A 16,965-nucleotide genomic window follows, 5' to 3' on the forward strand; every position below is an offset into this window, starting at 1 on the left:
TCAAGCAACCGAGAGGACTGACTATATGTGTGGCATCTGCGGTGAAATCCGGTTCGACGGCTCGGCGCCCGACGCCTCTGCCGTCGACACCATGACCTGCTCGATGACCCGTCGCGGTCCCGACGGTTCAGGACTGTTCGTGAAAGGGTCGGTGGCTCTCGGGCATCGACGACTCAAGATCATCGACCTGTCGGAGCGCGGCGCGCAGCCGATGGTCGACTCCGAACTCGGCCTCGCAATGGTGTTCAACGGCTGCATCTACAACTACAAGGAACTGCGCGCAGAACTCGAGGGCAAGGGCTACCGCTTCTTCTCCCACGCCGACAGTGAGGTGATCATCAAGGCGTTCCACGCCTGGGGCACCGACTGCGTCGATCACCTCATCGGGATGTTCGCCTTCGCCGTCGTCGACACCGATTCCGGTGTGGTGACCCTCGCGCGCGACCGGCTGGGGATCAAACCGCTCTATCTGTCGGAGACTCCTGGACGTCTACGCTTCGCGTCGTCGCTGCAGGCACTGCTGCGCGCCGGTGATGTCGACACGTCGCTCGATCGCGTTGCGCTGCATCACTATTTCAGCTTCCACGCGGTGGTTCCCGCACCCCACACCATCTACAATGGCGTGCGCAAATTGCCGCCCGCCACAGTGCGCGTCATTCAACCCGACGGACGCAGCACCGAACGTCGTTATTGGGAACCGGTTTTCGCGCCCGATCCCAGCCGTGCCGACTGGGACGCGGTGCGCTGGCAGGACGAACTGATGGATTCGCTGCGCACCTCGGTTCGACGTCGCATGGTCGCCGACGTTCCGGTCGGCGTGCTGCTCTCCGGCGGAATCGATTCGTCGTTGGTCGTGGCACTTCTCGCCGAGCAGGGGCAGAAGGATCTCGCGACGTTCAGCATCGGATTCGATTCCGCGGGAGGCGAATCGGGCGACGAGTACGCCTACTCCGACCTCGTCGCCGAGACGTTCGGCACCGACCACCACAAGATCCACATCGGCACCGATCGCCTCCTGCCCGCCGTCCCCGACACCATCGCGGCCATGAGCGAGCCCATGATCAGCCACGACTGCGTCGCGTTCTATCTCCTCTCGCAGGAGGTCAGCAAGTCGATCAAGGTCGTGCAGTCGGGGCAGGGCGCCGACGAGATCCTCGGCGGTTACTCGTGGTATCCCCCGCTGCAGGGGATCGCACGCGAAGAGACCACCAAGGCCTACCGCGAGGTCTTCTTCGACCGCTCGCATGCCGACGTCCTGGCGCTGCTCAACGATCAGTACCTGCTCGGCGACAGCAACTACGACCCCAGTTGGGAATTCGCCCTCGCACACCAGTCCGCTCCCGGTGCGGATTCGGCCGTCGACGCCGCGTTGCGTCTCGACACGACGGTGATGCTGGTCGACGACCCGGTGAAACGAGTCGACACCATGACGATGGCGTGGGGCCTCGAGGCGCGCGTGCCGTTCCTCGATCACCAATTCGTCGAGCTCGCCGCGACATGCCCGCCCGACCTCAAGCTGAATCCGAGCGGCAAGGGTGTCCTCAAGGAGGCATCTCGAAAGTTGTTGCCCGCAGCGGTGATCGACCGCACCAAGGGATACTTCCCCGTCCCCGGCATTCGCCACCTCGAGGGCGGAGTGCTCGATCTGGTCACCGATACCCTGCGCGCGCAGTCGGCGAAGGACCGCGCGCTGTATCGACCGGAGACCCTCGACCGGTTGTTTGCCGATCCCAACGGCACGCGCACCACGCTCGATTCCAACGAGCTGTGGCAGCTCGCCGTACTCGAAATGTGGCTGCAGGCCATGGAAGACATCACGCCACGGTGAGCGCGGACGACATCACCGACACCGGAATCGTCGACGAGCAGGCCGACGCGACGACTCTCGTCAACTTCGACGATCGTGGGTGGCACACCTACGGGCCGTCGGTCTCGCCGGACGGCAGGGCGTTCGCCTATATCGTCGACGACGGCGCGGGCTATCCGCGTGCGGCACAACGTGTGTTGTCGCCCGAGGGTGTCGGCGAGCTGCGCTGGGTGAGCGTCCCCGCAACCGGTCCCGTCCGCAAGCTCGTGCACTCGATGGACGGCGAATGGCTCGCCGTCGAGTTGGCGCCGAGTGGCGGTGAGCACCACCAGGTCTGGGTTGTCACCACCGATCCCGACGACAACAGGTCGCATCGCATCGGCAGCAACCGTCAGGAGACCGAATCCGATTGGTCGAACAGGGCGACGCTCGGTTCACGACGTTCGTTCGGCACGGTCTCACTCGTGGGTTGGGACACCGATTGGGTGTTGATCACCGCGACGACCCCCGACGGCACGGCGTATTCGGTTCGCGCACATCCCGGTACGGGCGCGACCGAGATACTCGACGTCCGCGTCGGCGGCGCGCTGATCGACTCGTGGAAGGGCGCGGCGCTCCTGCGTGTCGGCCCTCGCGGATTCCGCGACATGCTGCTGCTCCGCCGTAACGAGGCTGAGGACGCGGCCGATTCGGACGAGATGTCGATGTCGACCATCCTGCCCAACGATCCCGGCTCGGTGACCGACCAGGGTTATATCCTCGACCAGGGATTCGACCACCCTTCACTCGTCTTCGTCGGTCCCCCACAGGATTCCAGTCGCGATCTCGACAGCGTGCAGGCTTTGGTCACGAGCGATTTCGACGCCAAGTTCCCCCGCCTGCTCGGCGTCGAGGTCTCCAAGACCGGCAAACGTTTCCGCGTCCTCGCCCAGCGCGCGGGCGCAGGACTCGACGAGTTCGCGGTCAGCAACGACCAGTCGACAGTCGCGATGCTCTGGAACGTGGGTGGCCGAAGCGAGCTGCAGATTCTCACGCTGCCGGATCAGACCTTGCACGATCCGATCCCGCTACCCGGCGACGTCGCGTCGGATCTGTCGATCAGTGCTGCCGGAACCATTGTCGCGCTGACGATTTCGTGCCCACAGCACTCGCCGCTCGTACACCTCGTGCACACGCCGACATCGTCGGTGACGCCGATCCGCGACGACGTGATCACAGGCACCGGCCCGTCGTCGGCGTTGCGTCCGGAATACCGCGAGTTCTCCGCGCGTGACGGAATGCCGTTGTCCGGATGGCTGTATCGCGCGAAGAGTACCGATGCGGGCCCACCTCCATGCCTGCTGTACTTTCACGGAGGTCCCGAGGCCGAAACCCGCCCCGACTACCAGTTCTTGTTCGGGCCACTGGTCGACGCCGGAATATCGGTGTTCGCACCCAACGTGCGCGGGTCGTCGGGTTACGGTCGCCTTTTCTCTCACGCCGACGACCGGTACGGCCGTTATGCGGGCATCGACGACGCAGCCGATTGCGCGGCACACATGTGTTCGTCCGGCGTTGCCGACCCCGACCGCCTCTACGTCTCCGGCCGCTCGTATGGCGGTTACCTCACGTTGGCGGCGTTGACCTTTCATCCCGAGGTGTTCGCCGCGGGCATCGCAATCTGCGGCATGAGCGATCTCGAGTCGTTCTTCCGGAACACCGAACCGTGGATCGCCGTCGCGGCGTACACCAAGTACGGGCACCCCGAATCCGATCGCGAACTACTCCGCGATCTCTCACCGATCCACCGCATCGACGACATCACCGCGCCGCTGCTGGTGGTCCACGGCGCACACGACACCAACGTGCCGGTCAGCGAATCCCAGCAGATGGTCGACGAATTGCGTGCCCGTGGCGGGATCGCCGAGCTCCTGATGTTCGACGACGAGGGCCACGAGATCGTCAAGCGCCATAATCAGCAGCGGCTCACCGAGGCTGTGGCGCAATGGATCACGCGTCACCCGTCTGCGGCGGCGGCACATCACGAAGTTCGTGACCGCAAGCAGGGGCACGTGCACCATGAGTAGCAAGATGACCAACCGCCTACTCGTCCAGCTTGCTGAGACCCGGTCGGGTAACGACCGCGCAAACGTGCTCGAGGAGATGCGTCGACTCATTCTTTCCGGAGGGGCGCCTCCCGGCACTCAGATCATGCCCGCCGACATCGCCGACGCGTTCGGAGTCAGCGCGATCCCCGTCCGTGAAGCACTGAAAACCCTTGTCGGCGAGGGGCTTGTCGATCACCAGCGTAATTCTGGATACCACGTCAGCCAACTGTCCCTTGCCGAACTCAAGGAGATCTACTTCGTTCGCGGAGTTCTCGAACAGGCCGCTCTCGCCCGGTCCGTCTCGAACATCACCGACGCGCAGATCGCAGCGGCCACCGAGTTTCACCAGGAACTGCTGACTGCGACGAAGTTCAACGACGGCAAGGCATTTCACGACGTGTCACGGCGGTTCCACACCACGCTGACCGCCCCCTGCGAGATGCCGCGCCTGCTCAACATGTTCGACGCGACGTGGAACCTCACCGAACCGTTCCAGGTGATGCGCTCCGTCGACGCCCCGACCCAGGCGAAGCTGAACTCCGACCACGCCGACCTGCTCGCCGCCTTCACCGCCCGCGACACGTCGGCCGTCCTTGCCGCCGCGAGCGTTCATCACGCCAGGCTCGAGGAAGCGATCATCGAGACAAGCGAATCACTCGGCGTGCGACCGGACCTCGCCTGACGGAACATTCCGGGACGTCGGCTCGGCTTCGGTGTCCGCCTCATGACCGGATGCCGCGACGGAGATGTCGGAGGTTGCCGACGCGACGTGGCCGGAAGAGACCTCGCGCGGAAAGGCAAGGCGTACCGACAGATACGCGAACACCGGTCCCAAGAAGTTCATCGCGACGACCGATACCCATGCGGCCCAGGGATTTCCCGCGTCGAACCCGAATCCACCGAAGAAGGTCGCAAAGTACGAGGCGAAGCCGAGGAACATGCCCGGGATCAACGCGAGCGCCCCGATCCTCCCGGAGAACATCAACGCCGAGTTGACCACGAAGATGATCACCGCAAGCACGAGGTTCTGCGCAAACCGCCCCTCCCCGGCGATCGTGCCGATGTGCGTATCGATGAGCACGATGACGAGTGCGAACGTCGACCCAACCGGCATGGTCAGCCACAAGCGCCTGGCGTTCGCCCAGGACGGACCGCCGAGCAAAAACGTTCCGGCCCAACCGATGAAGATCGCCCACGGCGGTAGGTTGAGCGCGGTCCCGCCGATGAACGCGGTCAGGCCCGCGAGGATGGATGCAACGATCTCGTGGGGAATGCGGTCACGCATGGACAACCTCCAGCAGTTCGGTGGTACGGGTGGTACGGGCGACGATGCGCCCGTCTTTGATGACGAAGCAGCGGTCCGGCCGATCGAGCAGCGCGTCGGCGACGCTGTGGGTCGACAGCACAACGAGATCCGCCCTTCGGCCCGGCGCGATTCCGTACCTATCCGCGATACCGACGATGTCGGCGGCGGAGTAGGTGGCCATGGTCAGCACCCTGGCGAGGTCGTCGGGACCGGACAGATGCGAGACCTGCGCGAGAAACAGGCCGATGTCGAGTAGGTCAGCATTTCCGTAGGGCGTGAAGGCGTTACGCACGTTGTTCGACGAGAAGGCGCATTGCACACCCGCGTCCCACAGATCGCGCACCGGAACCACACCTCGTCGAATGTTGTGGGTGTCGGTGCGCCCGCCGAGGTGAATGTCGGTCGCGGGCAGGGGAACCACCGCGACTCCCGCCGCCGCGAGGTCGGCGAGCACGGCGCGACGTTCACCGGCGGGTAGGCCAGCCAACGATGTCATGTGCCCCACCGCGACTCGCCCCGCCATACCGCGTGCTGCGGTGACCTCGGCTATCCGTGCGGCCAGACCGAAACGCGGATCGGAAGCGTCGTCGGCGAAGTCGGCGTGCATGTCGACTCTCACCCCGAACTCCTCGGCGAGGTCGAAGACCATATCGATGTGGCGGTGACAGTCGACGACGTCGGCTTCGTTGTACGTACACCCACCCACCACGTCGGCACCGCGCCGCAGTGCCTCGCGCATCAGGTCGATGGTGCCCGGCGCCTTGAGAATTCCCTCTTGCGGGAAGGCGACGATCTGCAGATCGATGCGCCCGCGATACTCGTCGCGCAGTTCGAGCAGTACCTCGACGCCGAGCAACCCGATGATCGGGTCGACATCGGGATGCGCTCGAATCAGACTGGTGCCGTTGATGATCGCCTGATCGATCACCTGCCGCGCACGGGCGGCGACGGCGTCCGGGGTGAATCGACTCTTGAGCGCGCCGGTTACTGCAATCGCGCCCGCGAGCGTGCCGTCGCGGTTGGGTTCCTCCTTGTCGAGGAGCGCCTTGTCGAGGTGCATGTGCGACTCGATCAAGCCCGGAATCACCACGCGGCCCGCACATTCGATTGTCTCGTCCGCCTCAGCCGTGCTCTGCGAACAGATCTCGCGGATGTGCCCGTCGTCGATCTCGATGTCGACGAGTGGGGCATCGTCAGACAACCGTACGTCGCGCAGAACCAGGTCCATTGGTCGCTCCTTCGGTGTTCGACGCCGCGTCGATCGGCGTCAAGATCTGTCTCCACCTTCGATCGGAGTTGTTTCCTCGCACTGCACGAGTCGTAACGCATCGGTTAAAGTTGGTCATACCAAGAGACCAAGTTCGACTGAAACAAGGAGAGCGCATGCTGCGTCGCGGACACACACTCAGTGCCAGCACTGCCGCCTACCTGGAGAAAATGGTGGTCGACGACCTCTCTCCCGGCGACAAGTTGCCGCCCGAGCGCGTACTCGCCGAGAATCTCGAGGTCTCCCGTACCACGATCCGCGAAGCACTCAGCGACCTCGAGCAGCGCAGGCTCGTCACCAGGACGCCCGGTCGCGGAACAGTCGTCGCGCCACGCTCGGCCAACGCCACTGCGCTATTGGAGACGATGAGCGACGACGCGGAAGAGGATCACGTCGCCGAACTGCGGATGCTGATCGAACCGCAGGTCGCGGGACTCGCCGCCGACCGGGCCACGGCGTCGGATCTCGTTGCGCTCGAATCAATCCTGGCGTCGACCCACACGGGCCTCAACCCCACCGAATCACTCGCCCAGGATGTCGCCTTCCACATGCAACTCGCTCGAGCAGCACGCAACCCGCTGCTGGTGTCGCTCTGCCAACTCAGTGCGGGGTGGGTCCAGACGGTCCGCGCGCGCTCGCACGCCACCCGCGAAGGTCGACGCAACTCCTACAACGGCCACCGCGACATCCTCGAGGCCGTACGCGCCAACGACCACCACCAGGCGGTCGCAGCCATGACCGCACACCTCGAAGAGGTCGTCCGACTCGTCGAACGGAGCAATCAGTGACGATTCAGAAAGCCGGGACTATGCAGAAAACCGGGACCGTGCACGCCGCGAGTGAGAACGTCATCCTCCCAGCGGGTTCAGGCCCGATCATCGGCGATGACTACCTCGACTGCCGACCCGACGACGTGTTCTGGGGCGATCTGCCCTGCGCGGCCGACACCGCCATCATGTCGATCGACCCGGGCACCAGCGTCACCATCGACACCCTCAGCCACGAAGGCATCCTTTCCGACCAGGGTCGTGATCCCCGCGCCTTCTTCGGTACGCACGGCGTCGACCCCGACATGGTGCTCGACGAGGCAGTCGCCCTGTGCGCCTCCGACCGCACGCATGTCCAGGGCGTCGACGGACCGCATGTCGTGACCGGGCCAATCGAGGTGCGTGGAGCGCAGCCGGGCGATCTTCTGGCGATGACCGTCGTGGAGACCAGGCGTCGAGTCCCCTACGGCGTCGTGTCGAATCGCCACGGTCGCGGTTCACTGCCTGGCGAGTACCCGCTCGGCGGTGCGACGTACAGCGCATTCGTGTCGGTCGAGGGCGAGGGCGACGATGCCCGCGGAGTTCTACCCCTGTCGACGTCGAATCCACAACTGGCCGCGCGCTTTCCGCTTGCGCCGTTCCTGGGCATCATGGGTGTGGCAGCCGCGGGCGACGTGCGACTCAACTCGATTCAGCCCGGTCCGCACGGCGGCAACCTCGACCTCACGCTCCTGACCGAGGGTGCGACCCTCTATCTGCCGGTGCAGGTTCCCGGCGCGCTGGCGTATGTCGGTGATCCGCACTTCGCGCAGGGCGACGGCGAGGTCGCGCTGACCGCGCTCGAGGCGTCACTACGGGCGACCATCCGATTCGACGTGATCCCTGCCTCCGACGTGACCGCGCGCTTCGGCGAACTCGTGGCACCGATCGCCGAAACCCGAGACTTCCTGATTCCGACGGGCCTCGACCCCGACCTCGACGTCGCCGTGCAGAATTGCGTGCGCTCCGCGATCTCGCTGCTGGGCGTGCGGTACGGCATGGAACCCGCGCAGGCCCTCGCCTATCTCAGCGCCGCAACGGATTTCAACATCTCTCAGGTCGTCGACCTGGTGAAGGGCGTGCACGCGCGGATTCGACGATCGGATTTCGCGCAGTGACCGCACCCGACGACCTCGACGCCGTCGTACGTCGATTCTGGGCAGCGGCAGCAGCAGACGACCACAGCGCCATGCACCGGTTTCTGTGCACCGACATCACCTGCGTCGCAGGCCCCGGGGTACTCCACGGTGTCGCCGACACCCTGCGTTCGGGCGCGCTCACACACGCCATCGGCAGCCTGATCGACGTCCATACCTGGAGTTGCGGAATCGATCTCGGTAGCGCACTCGTCGTCTACGACGTTCCCGAAGGAGGCAGGGCCGTGCAGTCGCAGGTGTGGCGACGTCACGACGCGACCTGGCGCCTCGTCACGGTCCACACGAGCACGCCGCGTCGCGGATTCGATTCGACGGTGTGGCGAGTCGTCGGCGATCCACTCATCGAGGCGGCAGCACCGGGACCGCTGACCGGAACGACGGTCGCTGTGAAAGATGTTTTCGCAGTTGCCGGTTTCCCCACCGGCGGCGGGGTACTGAACCGCCCCGGGTCTGTCGGAGGCTCTCGAACCTGTGAAGGATGGAGAGCATGGCAGCACCACGCAAGTACAGTGAGGAACTCAAGGACCGGGCCACCCGGATGGCATGTGAAGCGCGACGAGATCCCGATTCGTCGAGAGGTGCGATCAAGCGGATCGCCGATCAGCTCGGAGTCCATCCCGAGGCGTTGCGCAATTGGGTTCGTCAGGCCGAGATCGACGGCGGGGTCCGCCCGGGCACCACGAGTGAGGACGCTGACCGCATCGCGGCGTTGGAGCGGGAGAACCGTGAACTGCGGCGAGCGAACACGATCTTGAAGCAGGCTTCGGCTTTCTTTGCGGCGGAGATCGACCGCCCACAGCGTTGATCGTGGAGTTCGTCGCGGCTCACCGCGATGAACACGGAGTCGATCCGATCTGTGCGGCATTGCGCGATACGTCCGCCCAGATCGCTCCGTCCACGGTACGAGCCCACCTGAGCCCCCAGAAGACCGAGGCGCCTCGTGTGGTGCGTGACCGGGATCTCCTTACCCAGGTCCGCGCGGTGCATGCCGACAACCTCGGCGTCTACGGTGCCCGCAAGGTGCATGCCCAATTGCGCAGACAGGGCCATAGTGTTGCCCGCTGCACCGTCGAGCGATTGATGAAAGCCGATGGGCTGCAAGGGATAGCGAGACTCAAGACACGCAAGACCACGCGCAGCGAGGGAGCTGAAACACCCCGGCCGGCTGACCGGGTCAACCGTCAGTTCACCGCGGCGGCACCGAACGCGTTGTGGGTGGCGGACCTGACCTACATCCGCACCCACTCGGGCTGGGTGTACGCGGCGTTCGTCCTGGACGTGTTCTCGCGGATGGTCGTCGGCTGGCAGGTCTCGACCACGATGCACACCGACCTCGCATTGGACGCCTTAGACATGGGATTGTGGGCACGGTCGCGTGCCGGCCACGACGTGGCCGGGCTGATCCACCACTCCGACCGCGGAGTGCAATACCGAGCCATCCGCTACACCGAACGACTGGCCGAAGCCGAAGCGGTGACATCTGTTGGCTCCAAGGGGGATTCATACGACAACGCGATGGCTGAGGCGTTCAACTCGCTGTTCAAAGCCGAATGCATCCGTAACCCCGTGATGCGCCCGCGAGGCGGCTGGGCAGGTGTGGGCGAGGTCGAGATCGCCGTCGCTGAGTACGTCGAATGGTTCAACCACCGCCGCCTGCACGGCGAGATCGGACACGTCCCACCCGTCGAGTACGAGAGCGCCTACTGGTCGACCCACACCGTCACCAGCTACCGTGAGAACCCGGTCCCCGCAAACGCTGGAACCAACTAACCGAGCCTCCAGCAAACCCGGGGCGATTCATACCCGCATACGAACGGTCGGTCCCGGCCGCAACCGAGCACTCCGCGGCCGTTGCGCGGCTGCTGAACTCGGGTGCACACATTCGCGGCATCGCCCGCACCGACCAGTTCGCCTACTCGATGGCGGGCGACAACCAGCATTACGGAACACCTCCCAACGCCGCGGTCCCGGCAGCGCTTCCCGGGGGCTCGTCGAGTGGCCCGGCAAGCGCGGTAGCCCACGGCGACGCCGACCTCGGGCTCGCGACCGACACCGCCGGGTCGATCCGCACTCCCGCGTCGTATCAGGGGCTGTGGGGCCTGCGTTCCACGCACGGGTCCATCTCCACGCGCGGGTTGTTGGCGCTGGCACCGGATTTCGACACCATCGGCCTGCTGAGTCGCGACCCCGACCTTCTCGCACTGGCGACCACGACACTGCTCGACGCCCGGTCGACGACCGACATCGGTTCCGGCATGCCGACACTCGACGATCTCGACATCGACGACGGTGAACTCGCCCGCCTTGCCGAGGCATTCCGCGTACACCAGGCATTCCAGGCATGGTCTGTCCACGGCGACTGGATCACCGCGCATCCAGGTGCACTCGAGGGATCAGCGGCCGCACGTTTCGCCGTGGCTGCGGCCATCGATGCCGACGACGACGCCCGGGCCCTTGACGAACTAGCGGCCCTCGCAGCGCAGTTCGACGAGCAACTCGGCGATGATGTCCTCGACATTCCCGCAGCGGCAACGGCCGCACCCCGCCGTTGGGCATCCGACGCAGAGGTCGAGAAGACCCGAACGGCCACACTGCAACTGACCGCGATCGCGGCGGCAACCGGTCGACCCGCGGTGACGTTCCCGGATCGCGAGACGTCGGATGGCCCCATCGGACGCAGCCTCGTCGGTCCGCGCGGCAGCGACACCGCGCTCATCGCTCGGGCGATCGAACTCGCGTCCGCCAGTCCCGCCGCCACCCCCGATCAAGGAGGATTCTCGCGTTGCTGACCCGCATTCACGCGATCCCCACCGAACGCATGCACCTGTCATTGATGCTGGCGCTCACGTTCACCACCGGCATCAACGACGCCGTCGGCTATCTCGGCCTCGACAAGGTCTTCACCGGCAACATGACCGGCAACGTGGTGATCCTCGGCATGGCGCTCGCGGGTGGTTCCGGCCTGCCCATCCTCGGACCCGCAATGGCCCTTGCGGGCTTCATGATTGGTGCAGCTATCGGTGGGCGCACACTGCGACACGCCGAGCGTCGATGGACGCTTGGCACCACGGTCCTGTTCGCAACGGTCTCCGCGACGATGGTCGCCTTGGCCATCACGCTGTTCATCTCCGGCGACCAGCCCGAACATGCGGTGATGATCACGGTGACGACAATCGCGGCCACCGCGATGGGCATTCAAGCCGCCGCGGCGCGCGCCGTCGCCGTCAAGGACGTGACGACCGTCGTCGTGACCTCGACCATCACCGGCCTCGCCGCCGACTCCTTCTTCGGGTCCGGCAAAGGCGGTGGAACAGGTCGACGCACCGCCGCGGTCATCTCGCTGATCGCGGGCGCGGCACTCGGCGTGGTGTTGATGCGCGTCCACATGGGCACAGCACTACTCGTCGCGGGTGTGGTGATCGCCGTGGTCGCCGTCGTCGGTGCCGTCCACGATTCGCCCACCGGCCGAAGGCACCGCTCCGCGACGCACTCCGCCGCCAATGCGGACTGACGTGCGAATATATTCGGTGTGACGCGGAATATATTTGTGTGTTAATTGTCGGGTAACAAAGGGTTCTTAGTTTCGACTCAGGCACTTCGGAGACCACTCCGATGTCACCAATGCCCCGAGGAGAATCATGAGCGCTTCATCCGACGCGCAGATCGCCACCGAGCACCATAGTGCGGCGGGCGAAAGCATCATCAAGGTCGGCTACGACCAGCAATTGACGAATGAGGATCTGGCTCCGCTGAAAGAGCAGAGCTGGACCTGGTACAACATCTTCGCGTTCTGGATGTCGGACGTGCACAGCGTCGGCGGGTACGTATTCGCCGGAAGCCTTTTCGCACTGGGCATCTCGTCGTGGCAGGTGCTCGTTTCACTGTTGGTGGGCATCGTCGCCGTCAACATACTCTGCAACCTGGTGGCCAAGCCGTCCCAGCAGGCCGGCGTGCCGTACCCGGTCACCACGCGAATCTGCTTCGGCGTCAAGGGCGCCAATATCCCGGCAATCATCCGCGGCTCCATTGCCGTTGTCTGGTACGGAATTCAGACATATCTGGCATCGACGGCATTCGGTTTGCTGGCGCTGAAATTCTGGCCGGCACTCGAGCCCTACGGCGAGAACGGTTCGCACGCGTTCCTCGGCCTGTCACTACTCGGCTGGGCCGGCTTCGTCGTGATGTGGGTGCTGCAGGCGCTCGTCTTCTGGAACGGCATGGACACCATCCGCAAGTTCATCGACTTCTGCGGACCTGCCGTCTACGTCGTGATGATCGCGCTCGCGGTGTACCTGATCGCCAAGGCGGGCTGGAGCAATGTGCACTTCGATCTGTCGGAGGGCTCCGGTATCAGCGGAACGTGGCCGACCATCACGATGATGATCAGCGCATTCGCCCTCGTGGTCTCCTACTTCTCGGGCCCGATGCTCAACTTCGGCGACTTCTCTCGCTACGGCAAGACCTTCGGCGAGGTCAAGAAGGGCAACTTCTGGGGTCTCCCGGTCAACTTCCTCTTCTTCTCGATCCTCGTCGTGTGCACCGTCTCGGCGGGCGCCACCGTGATCGGTCGCGACGCCGACGGCAAGATCGTCACCGACCCCGTGCACATCGTCGACCAAATCGACAACACCACGGCCGCCGTTCTCGGCGTACTGACCTTCGCGATCGCCACCATCGGCATCAACATCGTCGCCAACTTCGTCTCCCCAGCATTCGACTTCTCGAATGTCGCGCCCACCAAGATCTCCTGGCGCATGGGCGGCATGATCGCGGCGATCGGCTCGGTCATCATCACGCCGTGGAATCTGTTCAACAACCCGAGCGCAATTCACTACACGATGGACACCCTCGGGGCCGTGATCGGACCACTGTTCGGCATTCTCATCGCTGACTTCTACCTCGTGAAGAAGCAGAAGATCATCGTCGACGACCTGTTCACCATGAGCCCCGAGGGCGCCTACCACTACCGCGGTGGTTGGAACCCGGTTGCGGTCATCTCGGTGGTGCTCGCATCGATCATCCCGATCTGCTTCGTCATCTGGGGCACCTCGTACGAGGCCAGCTTCACCTGGTTCATGGGCGCCGCAGCAGGTTTCATCTTCTACTACGCCGGAATGAAGTTGGCCTCGCCGTACTTCCTCCACGGCATGCACGTCCCGGCAGCGACCATCACGACCGACATGGAGGTCGCCGCCGACGGCACCATGCTTCCCGGTTCGCCGACGGCAAGCCCTGCCGCCGAAGCAAAGGACACAGCGGATTCGACGTCGAGCGCCGAGGCCGAACCTGCATCCTGACACCCGCCTCGTGGCGACACCGCATCCGACGCAACTGCGCGGATCGCGATGTCGCCACGAGGCTCTGGTCAACACCTCAGAACGACGCCACATGAGAAGGCAAGGGAGACAACCACACCGATGAAGTTGTGCGTCATCAACCCCAACACGACCGCGGAGATGACCGCGGTGATCGCCGCCGCAGCACGGTCGGTGGCACGGCCGGACGCCGAAATCGTCGCGATCACCTCCGAAGCCGGCCCCTCGTCGATCGAGAGCCACGTCGACGAGGCACTCGCTGTCCCGGGACTACTTCGGGCCATCAGCGCCAACCCCGACGCCGACGGATATCTGGTTGCGTGCTTCGGCGACCCCGGCCTCGACGCCGCTCGTGAACTGGCTGTGGCACCGGTCCTCGGGATCGCCGAGGCCGCAATGCATCTCGCCGCGCCGCTCGGCCGAGGGTTCTCGGTGGTCACCACATTGCACCGGACGATCGGACGAGCCGCAGATCTCGTGGCGCACTACGGATTCAGCACGCAGTGTCGCGGCATCCATGCGTGTGAGATCGCCGTGCTCGACCTCGAGACCAACCCCGACACCGCCGAGATCCTCGCGAAGGCATGCCGTGAAGCGCTCGCGACGGACGGTTCCGACGCCATCGTGCTCGGATGCGCGGGCATGGCCGACCTCGCGGCCGAACTCTCCGCCGACCTCGGAGTCCCCGTCATCGACGGCGTCGCCGCCGGTGTCGGGATGCTCTCGGCGATGGCCGCGATGGGCCTGCACACGGGTACCGCGTCCGGCGAGTTCGCCGCACCACCGGTCAAGGAGTACCGCGGTCTGCCGCCCGAGCTCGATCCGCGATGACCCCGCAGGTTAGGGTTGATCCCCATGACCGTCCCCGCCGATCGATCGGCGTCCGACCACGACGCTGAAGTCACCGAACTGGCCTTCGCGGCAGCTCGTGGCGACCGTCGGGCGCTCGAGCAGTTCGTGCGGGAGACACAGCGTGACGTCTGGCGATTCGTCGCACATCTCGCCGACCCCCGCGTCGCCGACGACCTGACGCAGGAGACCTACCTCAGGGCGATCCGCTCGCTTCCACGCTTCGCGGGCAATTCGACGGCCCGCACCTGGCTCCTCGCCATCGCGCGACGCGTCTGCGCCGACGACGTACGCCGCGCAATGTCGCGTCCGCGCATCGCGGGCGGCGTGGACTGGATCGACGCCGCGGATACCCGGCAGCCGCGCTCGACGGGGTGGGAAGACGTCGTCGACGTCAATCTCCTGCTCGACGATCTACCTCCGGAACGACGTGAAGCTCTCGTGTTGACGCAGGTCCTCGGGCTGTCGTACCAGGAGGCTGCCGAGGTCACCGGCTGCCCGGTCGGTACGGTGCGTTCGCGCGTCGCCCGCGCACGCGAAGCGCTGATCGGCGCGGCCAACACTCCTCATCGGGGTGAACGCACCAGCTGACCTGCAGGCGACGCCGGTCAGGACCTAAGCCTTATGCCTTTTCTCAGGCAGGTTTGCGTACCCTTGAGAACGGCGACGGACCGTTATCCAGCCGTATCGGCGCATTCGTGTCGCGACGATGTGGTCGGTCCTCACCCCAGATGACGAGCGAAAGAGATGTGAGGGACCTGTGGCCGACAAGCGTCGCAAGCCGATCGTTGACCCGCGAGCGGCAGAGAAGCGCCGTTCCCTGCTGATGAAGATCGGTGCAGCCGTAGTGCTGGTCGCCCTGGCCGTCGGAATCGGCGTCTGGGTGCTCGTCTCGAACGAGTCGGCCACCGGATCGTCGAGCAATGTCACCGTCGCCACCGACAACGCCTACCGCGTCACCACAGCACCCAAGGGCACCACCCCGCCCGTCACGGTGACGGTTGTCGAGGACTTCCAGTGCCCCGCCTGCCGCTCCTTCGAGACCCAGTTCGCCGGTGCCATGGAGCAGATCCGCAGCAATCCGAAGGTTGCCGTCGACTACATGCCGATCGCCATCCTCGACCGGATGTCGACCACCAATTACTCGTCACGCGCAGCCAATGCCTCGGCGTGCGTCGCGCAATCGACCGCAGGTGACGGCAACTTCGACACCTGGATCAAGTTCCACAACGCGCTCTACGCCCAGCAGCCCGAAGAGGGTGGTCCCGGCCTGACCAACGATGAGCTCAACTCGATCGCCAAGCAGGTCGGAGCGACAAACCTCAAGCAGTGCATCGGCGACGAGCAGTTCAGCGGCTTCGTGAAGGACACCACCCAGAAGGCGCTCAACTCGGGAGTCAACTCGACGCCGACCATCAAGATCAACGGACAGCCGGTCCAGCTCAGCACCCCGGATGCCCTCATTGCAGCGGTCAACGAGGCAGCGAACAAGCAGTAGCCGACCGACACCATCGCACCCGATACGCGAGGCACCAACCATGAGCACGACACACGCCGACGACAACGCGCACGTCCCCGTCGACACCGACAAGGAGTCAATCGACGCAACGCGCGCCGACGCCGACTCGGAGGTCGCCCGGTCCGACACCGGCGAACAGTCGGGTTCACGAGGTCTGACCGGCCTCGTGCACGTGAGCCGACCCACCGGGTGGGTGCTACTCATCCTCGGGGTCCTCGGATTCGTCGCGGCGTCGACGCTCGCCATCGAGAAGATTCACCTTCTGCAGAACCCCGACTACGTGCCGAGTTGCTCGCTCAACCCGGTCATCTCGTGTGGCTCGGTCATGGAGAGTTGGCAGGCGGGTCTGTTCGGGTTCCCCAACCCGCTGATCGGCATCGCGGCGTTCGCGGTGGTCATCGTCACAGGCGTGCTCGCCGTAGCCGGGATCGCCCTCCCCCGCTGGTACTGGCTCGGCATGACACTCGGAAGCCTCGCGGGCTTCGTGTTCGTCAACTTCCTCGCATACTCCGCGCTGTACAAGATCCACGCGTTGTGCCCGTACTGCCTGGTCGTGTGGGTCGTCGTGCCGATCATTCTCGTGCTGAGCATCAACCGTGTCATCGGCGACAGCCCACGCGGCCGCGAGATTCGCGGTTGGCTGTGGGTCGCGCTGCCCGTCTGGTACGCCATCGTGATCGTCGCCATCCTCGTCGAATTCTGGGACTACTGGCAGACCCTGATCTGACGCGGTAGACGCCTTCGGGAAAATCCTCGGGAACTGTCCGGCACCCGCAGACGACATACTTGTAGGAGTACGTGCGCGGCCGGCGGATCGTCGTAGACGGGTGGTCGCAAACGGTCGGGTCATCC

General features: G+C 65.0%; 15 protein-coding genes and 1 other annotated feature. Of the genes, 13 read left to right on the forward strand and 2 right to left on the reverse strand.

Translation table 11 applies throughout. From position 1 onward, the window contains the following. The first annotated feature begins 25 nt into the window (after positions 1-25). From RND64_RS16610 to RND64_RS16620, 3 genes are read left to right on the forward strand one after another with little or no spacing between them, the layout of a single operon-like run. The gene (locus tag RND64_RS16610; RefSeq protein WP_049698824.1) at positions 26-1,828 is read left to right on the forward strand and encodes an N-acetylglutaminylglutamine amidotransferase; all 1,803 of its coding nucleotides are present in this window, start codon (positions 26-28) and stop codon (positions 1,826-1,828) included. Beyond that, the gene (locus RND64_RS16615) at positions 1,825-3,873 is read left to right on the forward strand and encodes a S9 family peptidase (protein ID WP_152930050.1); all 2,049 of its coding nucleotides are present in this window, start codon (positions 1,825-1,827) and stop codon (positions 3,871-3,873) included. Before RND64_RS16610 ends, RND64_RS16615 begins: the two co-directional genes overlap by 4 nt. After that, on the forward strand, positions 3,866-4,576 hold the full coding sequence (locus RND64_RS16620; protein WP_197494452.1) for a GntR family transcriptional regulator: 711 nt from the start codon (positions 3,866-3,868) through the stop codon (positions 4,574-4,576). Before RND64_RS16615 ends, RND64_RS16620 begins: the two co-directional genes overlap by 8 nt. On the opposite strand, the gene RND64_RS16625 is transcribed toward RND64_RS16620, so the two are convergent. Continuing rightward, complete coding sequence (locus tag RND64_RS16625; RefSeq protein WP_049698823.1) at positions 4,547-5,179, reverse strand: DUF1097 domain-containing protein; 633 nt, start codon at positions 5,177-5,179, stop codon at positions 4,547-4,549. The genes RND64_RS16620 and RND64_RS16625 overlap by 30 nt on opposite strands. Then, entirely contained in the window at positions 5,172-6,428 is a 1,257-nt protein-coding gene (locus tag RND64_RS16630) for an amidohydrolase family protein (RefSeq protein ID WP_049698822.1), read from the reverse strand. Before RND64_RS16630 ends, RND64_RS16625 begins: the two co-directional genes overlap by 8 nt. 155 nt (positions 6,429-6,583) lie before the next feature. Here RND64_RS16630 and RND64_RS16635 point away from each other — a divergent pair, with 155 nt between their 5' ends. The 10 genes from RND64_RS16635 (at position 6,584) to RND64_RS16680 (ending at position 16,840) form a co-directional block, all read left to right on the forward strand. Further along, positions 6,584-7,255: a FadR/GntR family transcriptional regulator gene (locus RND64_RS16635; protein WP_064868441.1), complete on the forward strand. Its 672-nt coding sequence runs from the start codon at positions 6,584-6,586 to the stop codon at positions 7,253-7,255. Further along, positions 7,252-8,391: an acetamidase/formamidase family protein gene (locus RND64_RS16640; protein WP_231894072.1), complete on the forward strand. Its 1,140-nt coding sequence runs from the start codon at positions 7,252-7,254 to the stop codon at positions 8,389-8,391. The genes RND64_RS16635 and RND64_RS16640 overlap by 4 nt, the downstream gene beginning before the upstream one ends. 526 nt (positions 8,392-8,917) lie before the next feature. Beyond that, positions 8,918-10,200, forward strand: a protein-coding gene (locus RND64_RS16645; RefSeq protein ID WP_287014881.1) for an IS3 family transposase whose coding sequence is annotated in 2 segments (ribosomal slippage) — positions 8,918-9,206 and positions 9,206-10,200 — 1,284 coding nt in all. Because the reading frame shifts where the segments join, the coding sequence is not laid out codon by codon here. Beyond that, positions 9,196-9,324: a sequence feature (AL1L pseudoknot), on the forward strand. Its footprint overlaps the gene before it by 129 nt. Positions 10,201-10,229: 29 nt before the next feature. Then, a complete protein-coding gene (locus RND64_RS16650; RefSeq protein WP_331436685.1) occupies positions 10,230-11,219 on the forward strand; it encodes an amidase family protein in 990 nt (329 codons plus the stop codon). Beyond that, on the forward strand, positions 11,213-11,941 hold the full coding sequence (locus tag RND64_RS16655) for a DUF1275 family protein (protein WP_049698819.1): 729 nt from the start codon (positions 11,213-11,215) through the stop codon (positions 11,939-11,941). The genes RND64_RS16650 and RND64_RS16655 overlap by 7 nt, the downstream gene beginning before the upstream one ends. A gap of 127 nt (positions 11,942-12,068) precedes the next feature. Continuing rightward, complete coding sequence (locus RND64_RS16660) at positions 12,069-13,727, forward strand: NCS1 family nucleobase:cation symporter-1 (RefSeq protein WP_049698818.1); 1,659 nt, start codon at positions 12,069-12,071, stop codon at positions 13,725-13,727. A gap of 120 nt (positions 13,728-13,847) precedes the next feature. Continuing rightward, positions 13,848-14,576 carry an aspartate/glutamate racemase family protein gene (locus tag RND64_RS16665; protein WP_049698817.1) on the forward strand — a complete coding sequence of 243 codons (729 nt, stop codon included), beginning with the start codon at positions 13,848-13,850 and terminating at the stop codon, positions 14,574-14,576. A gap of 24 nt (positions 14,577-14,600) precedes the next feature. Continuing rightward, positions 14,601-15,185 carry an RNA polymerase sigma factor SigC gene (gene sigC / locus RND64_RS16670; RefSeq protein WP_049698816.1) on the forward strand — a complete coding sequence of 195 codons (585 nt, stop codon included), beginning with the start codon at positions 14,601-14,603 and terminating at the stop codon, positions 15,183-15,185. A 169-nt stretch (positions 15,186-15,354) separates the two neighbouring features. Next, the gene (locus RND64_RS16675; RefSeq protein ID WP_049698815.1) at positions 15,355-16,092 is read left to right on the forward strand and encodes a DsbA family protein; all 738 of its coding nucleotides are present in this window, start codon (positions 15,355-15,357) and stop codon (positions 16,090-16,092) included. Between the two features lie 40 nt (positions 16,093-16,132). Beyond that, entirely contained in the window at positions 16,133-16,840 is a 708-nt protein-coding gene (locus RND64_RS16680) for a vitamin K epoxide reductase family protein (protein ID WP_049698814.1), read from the forward strand. The last annotated feature ends 125 nt before the right edge of the window (positions 16,841-16,965 follow it).

Source organism: Gordonia sp. w5E2, assembly GCF_036540975.1.
Classification (GTDB): Bacteria; Actinomycetota; Actinomycetes; order Mycobacteriales; family Mycobacteriaceae; genus Gordonia; species Gordonia jacobaea.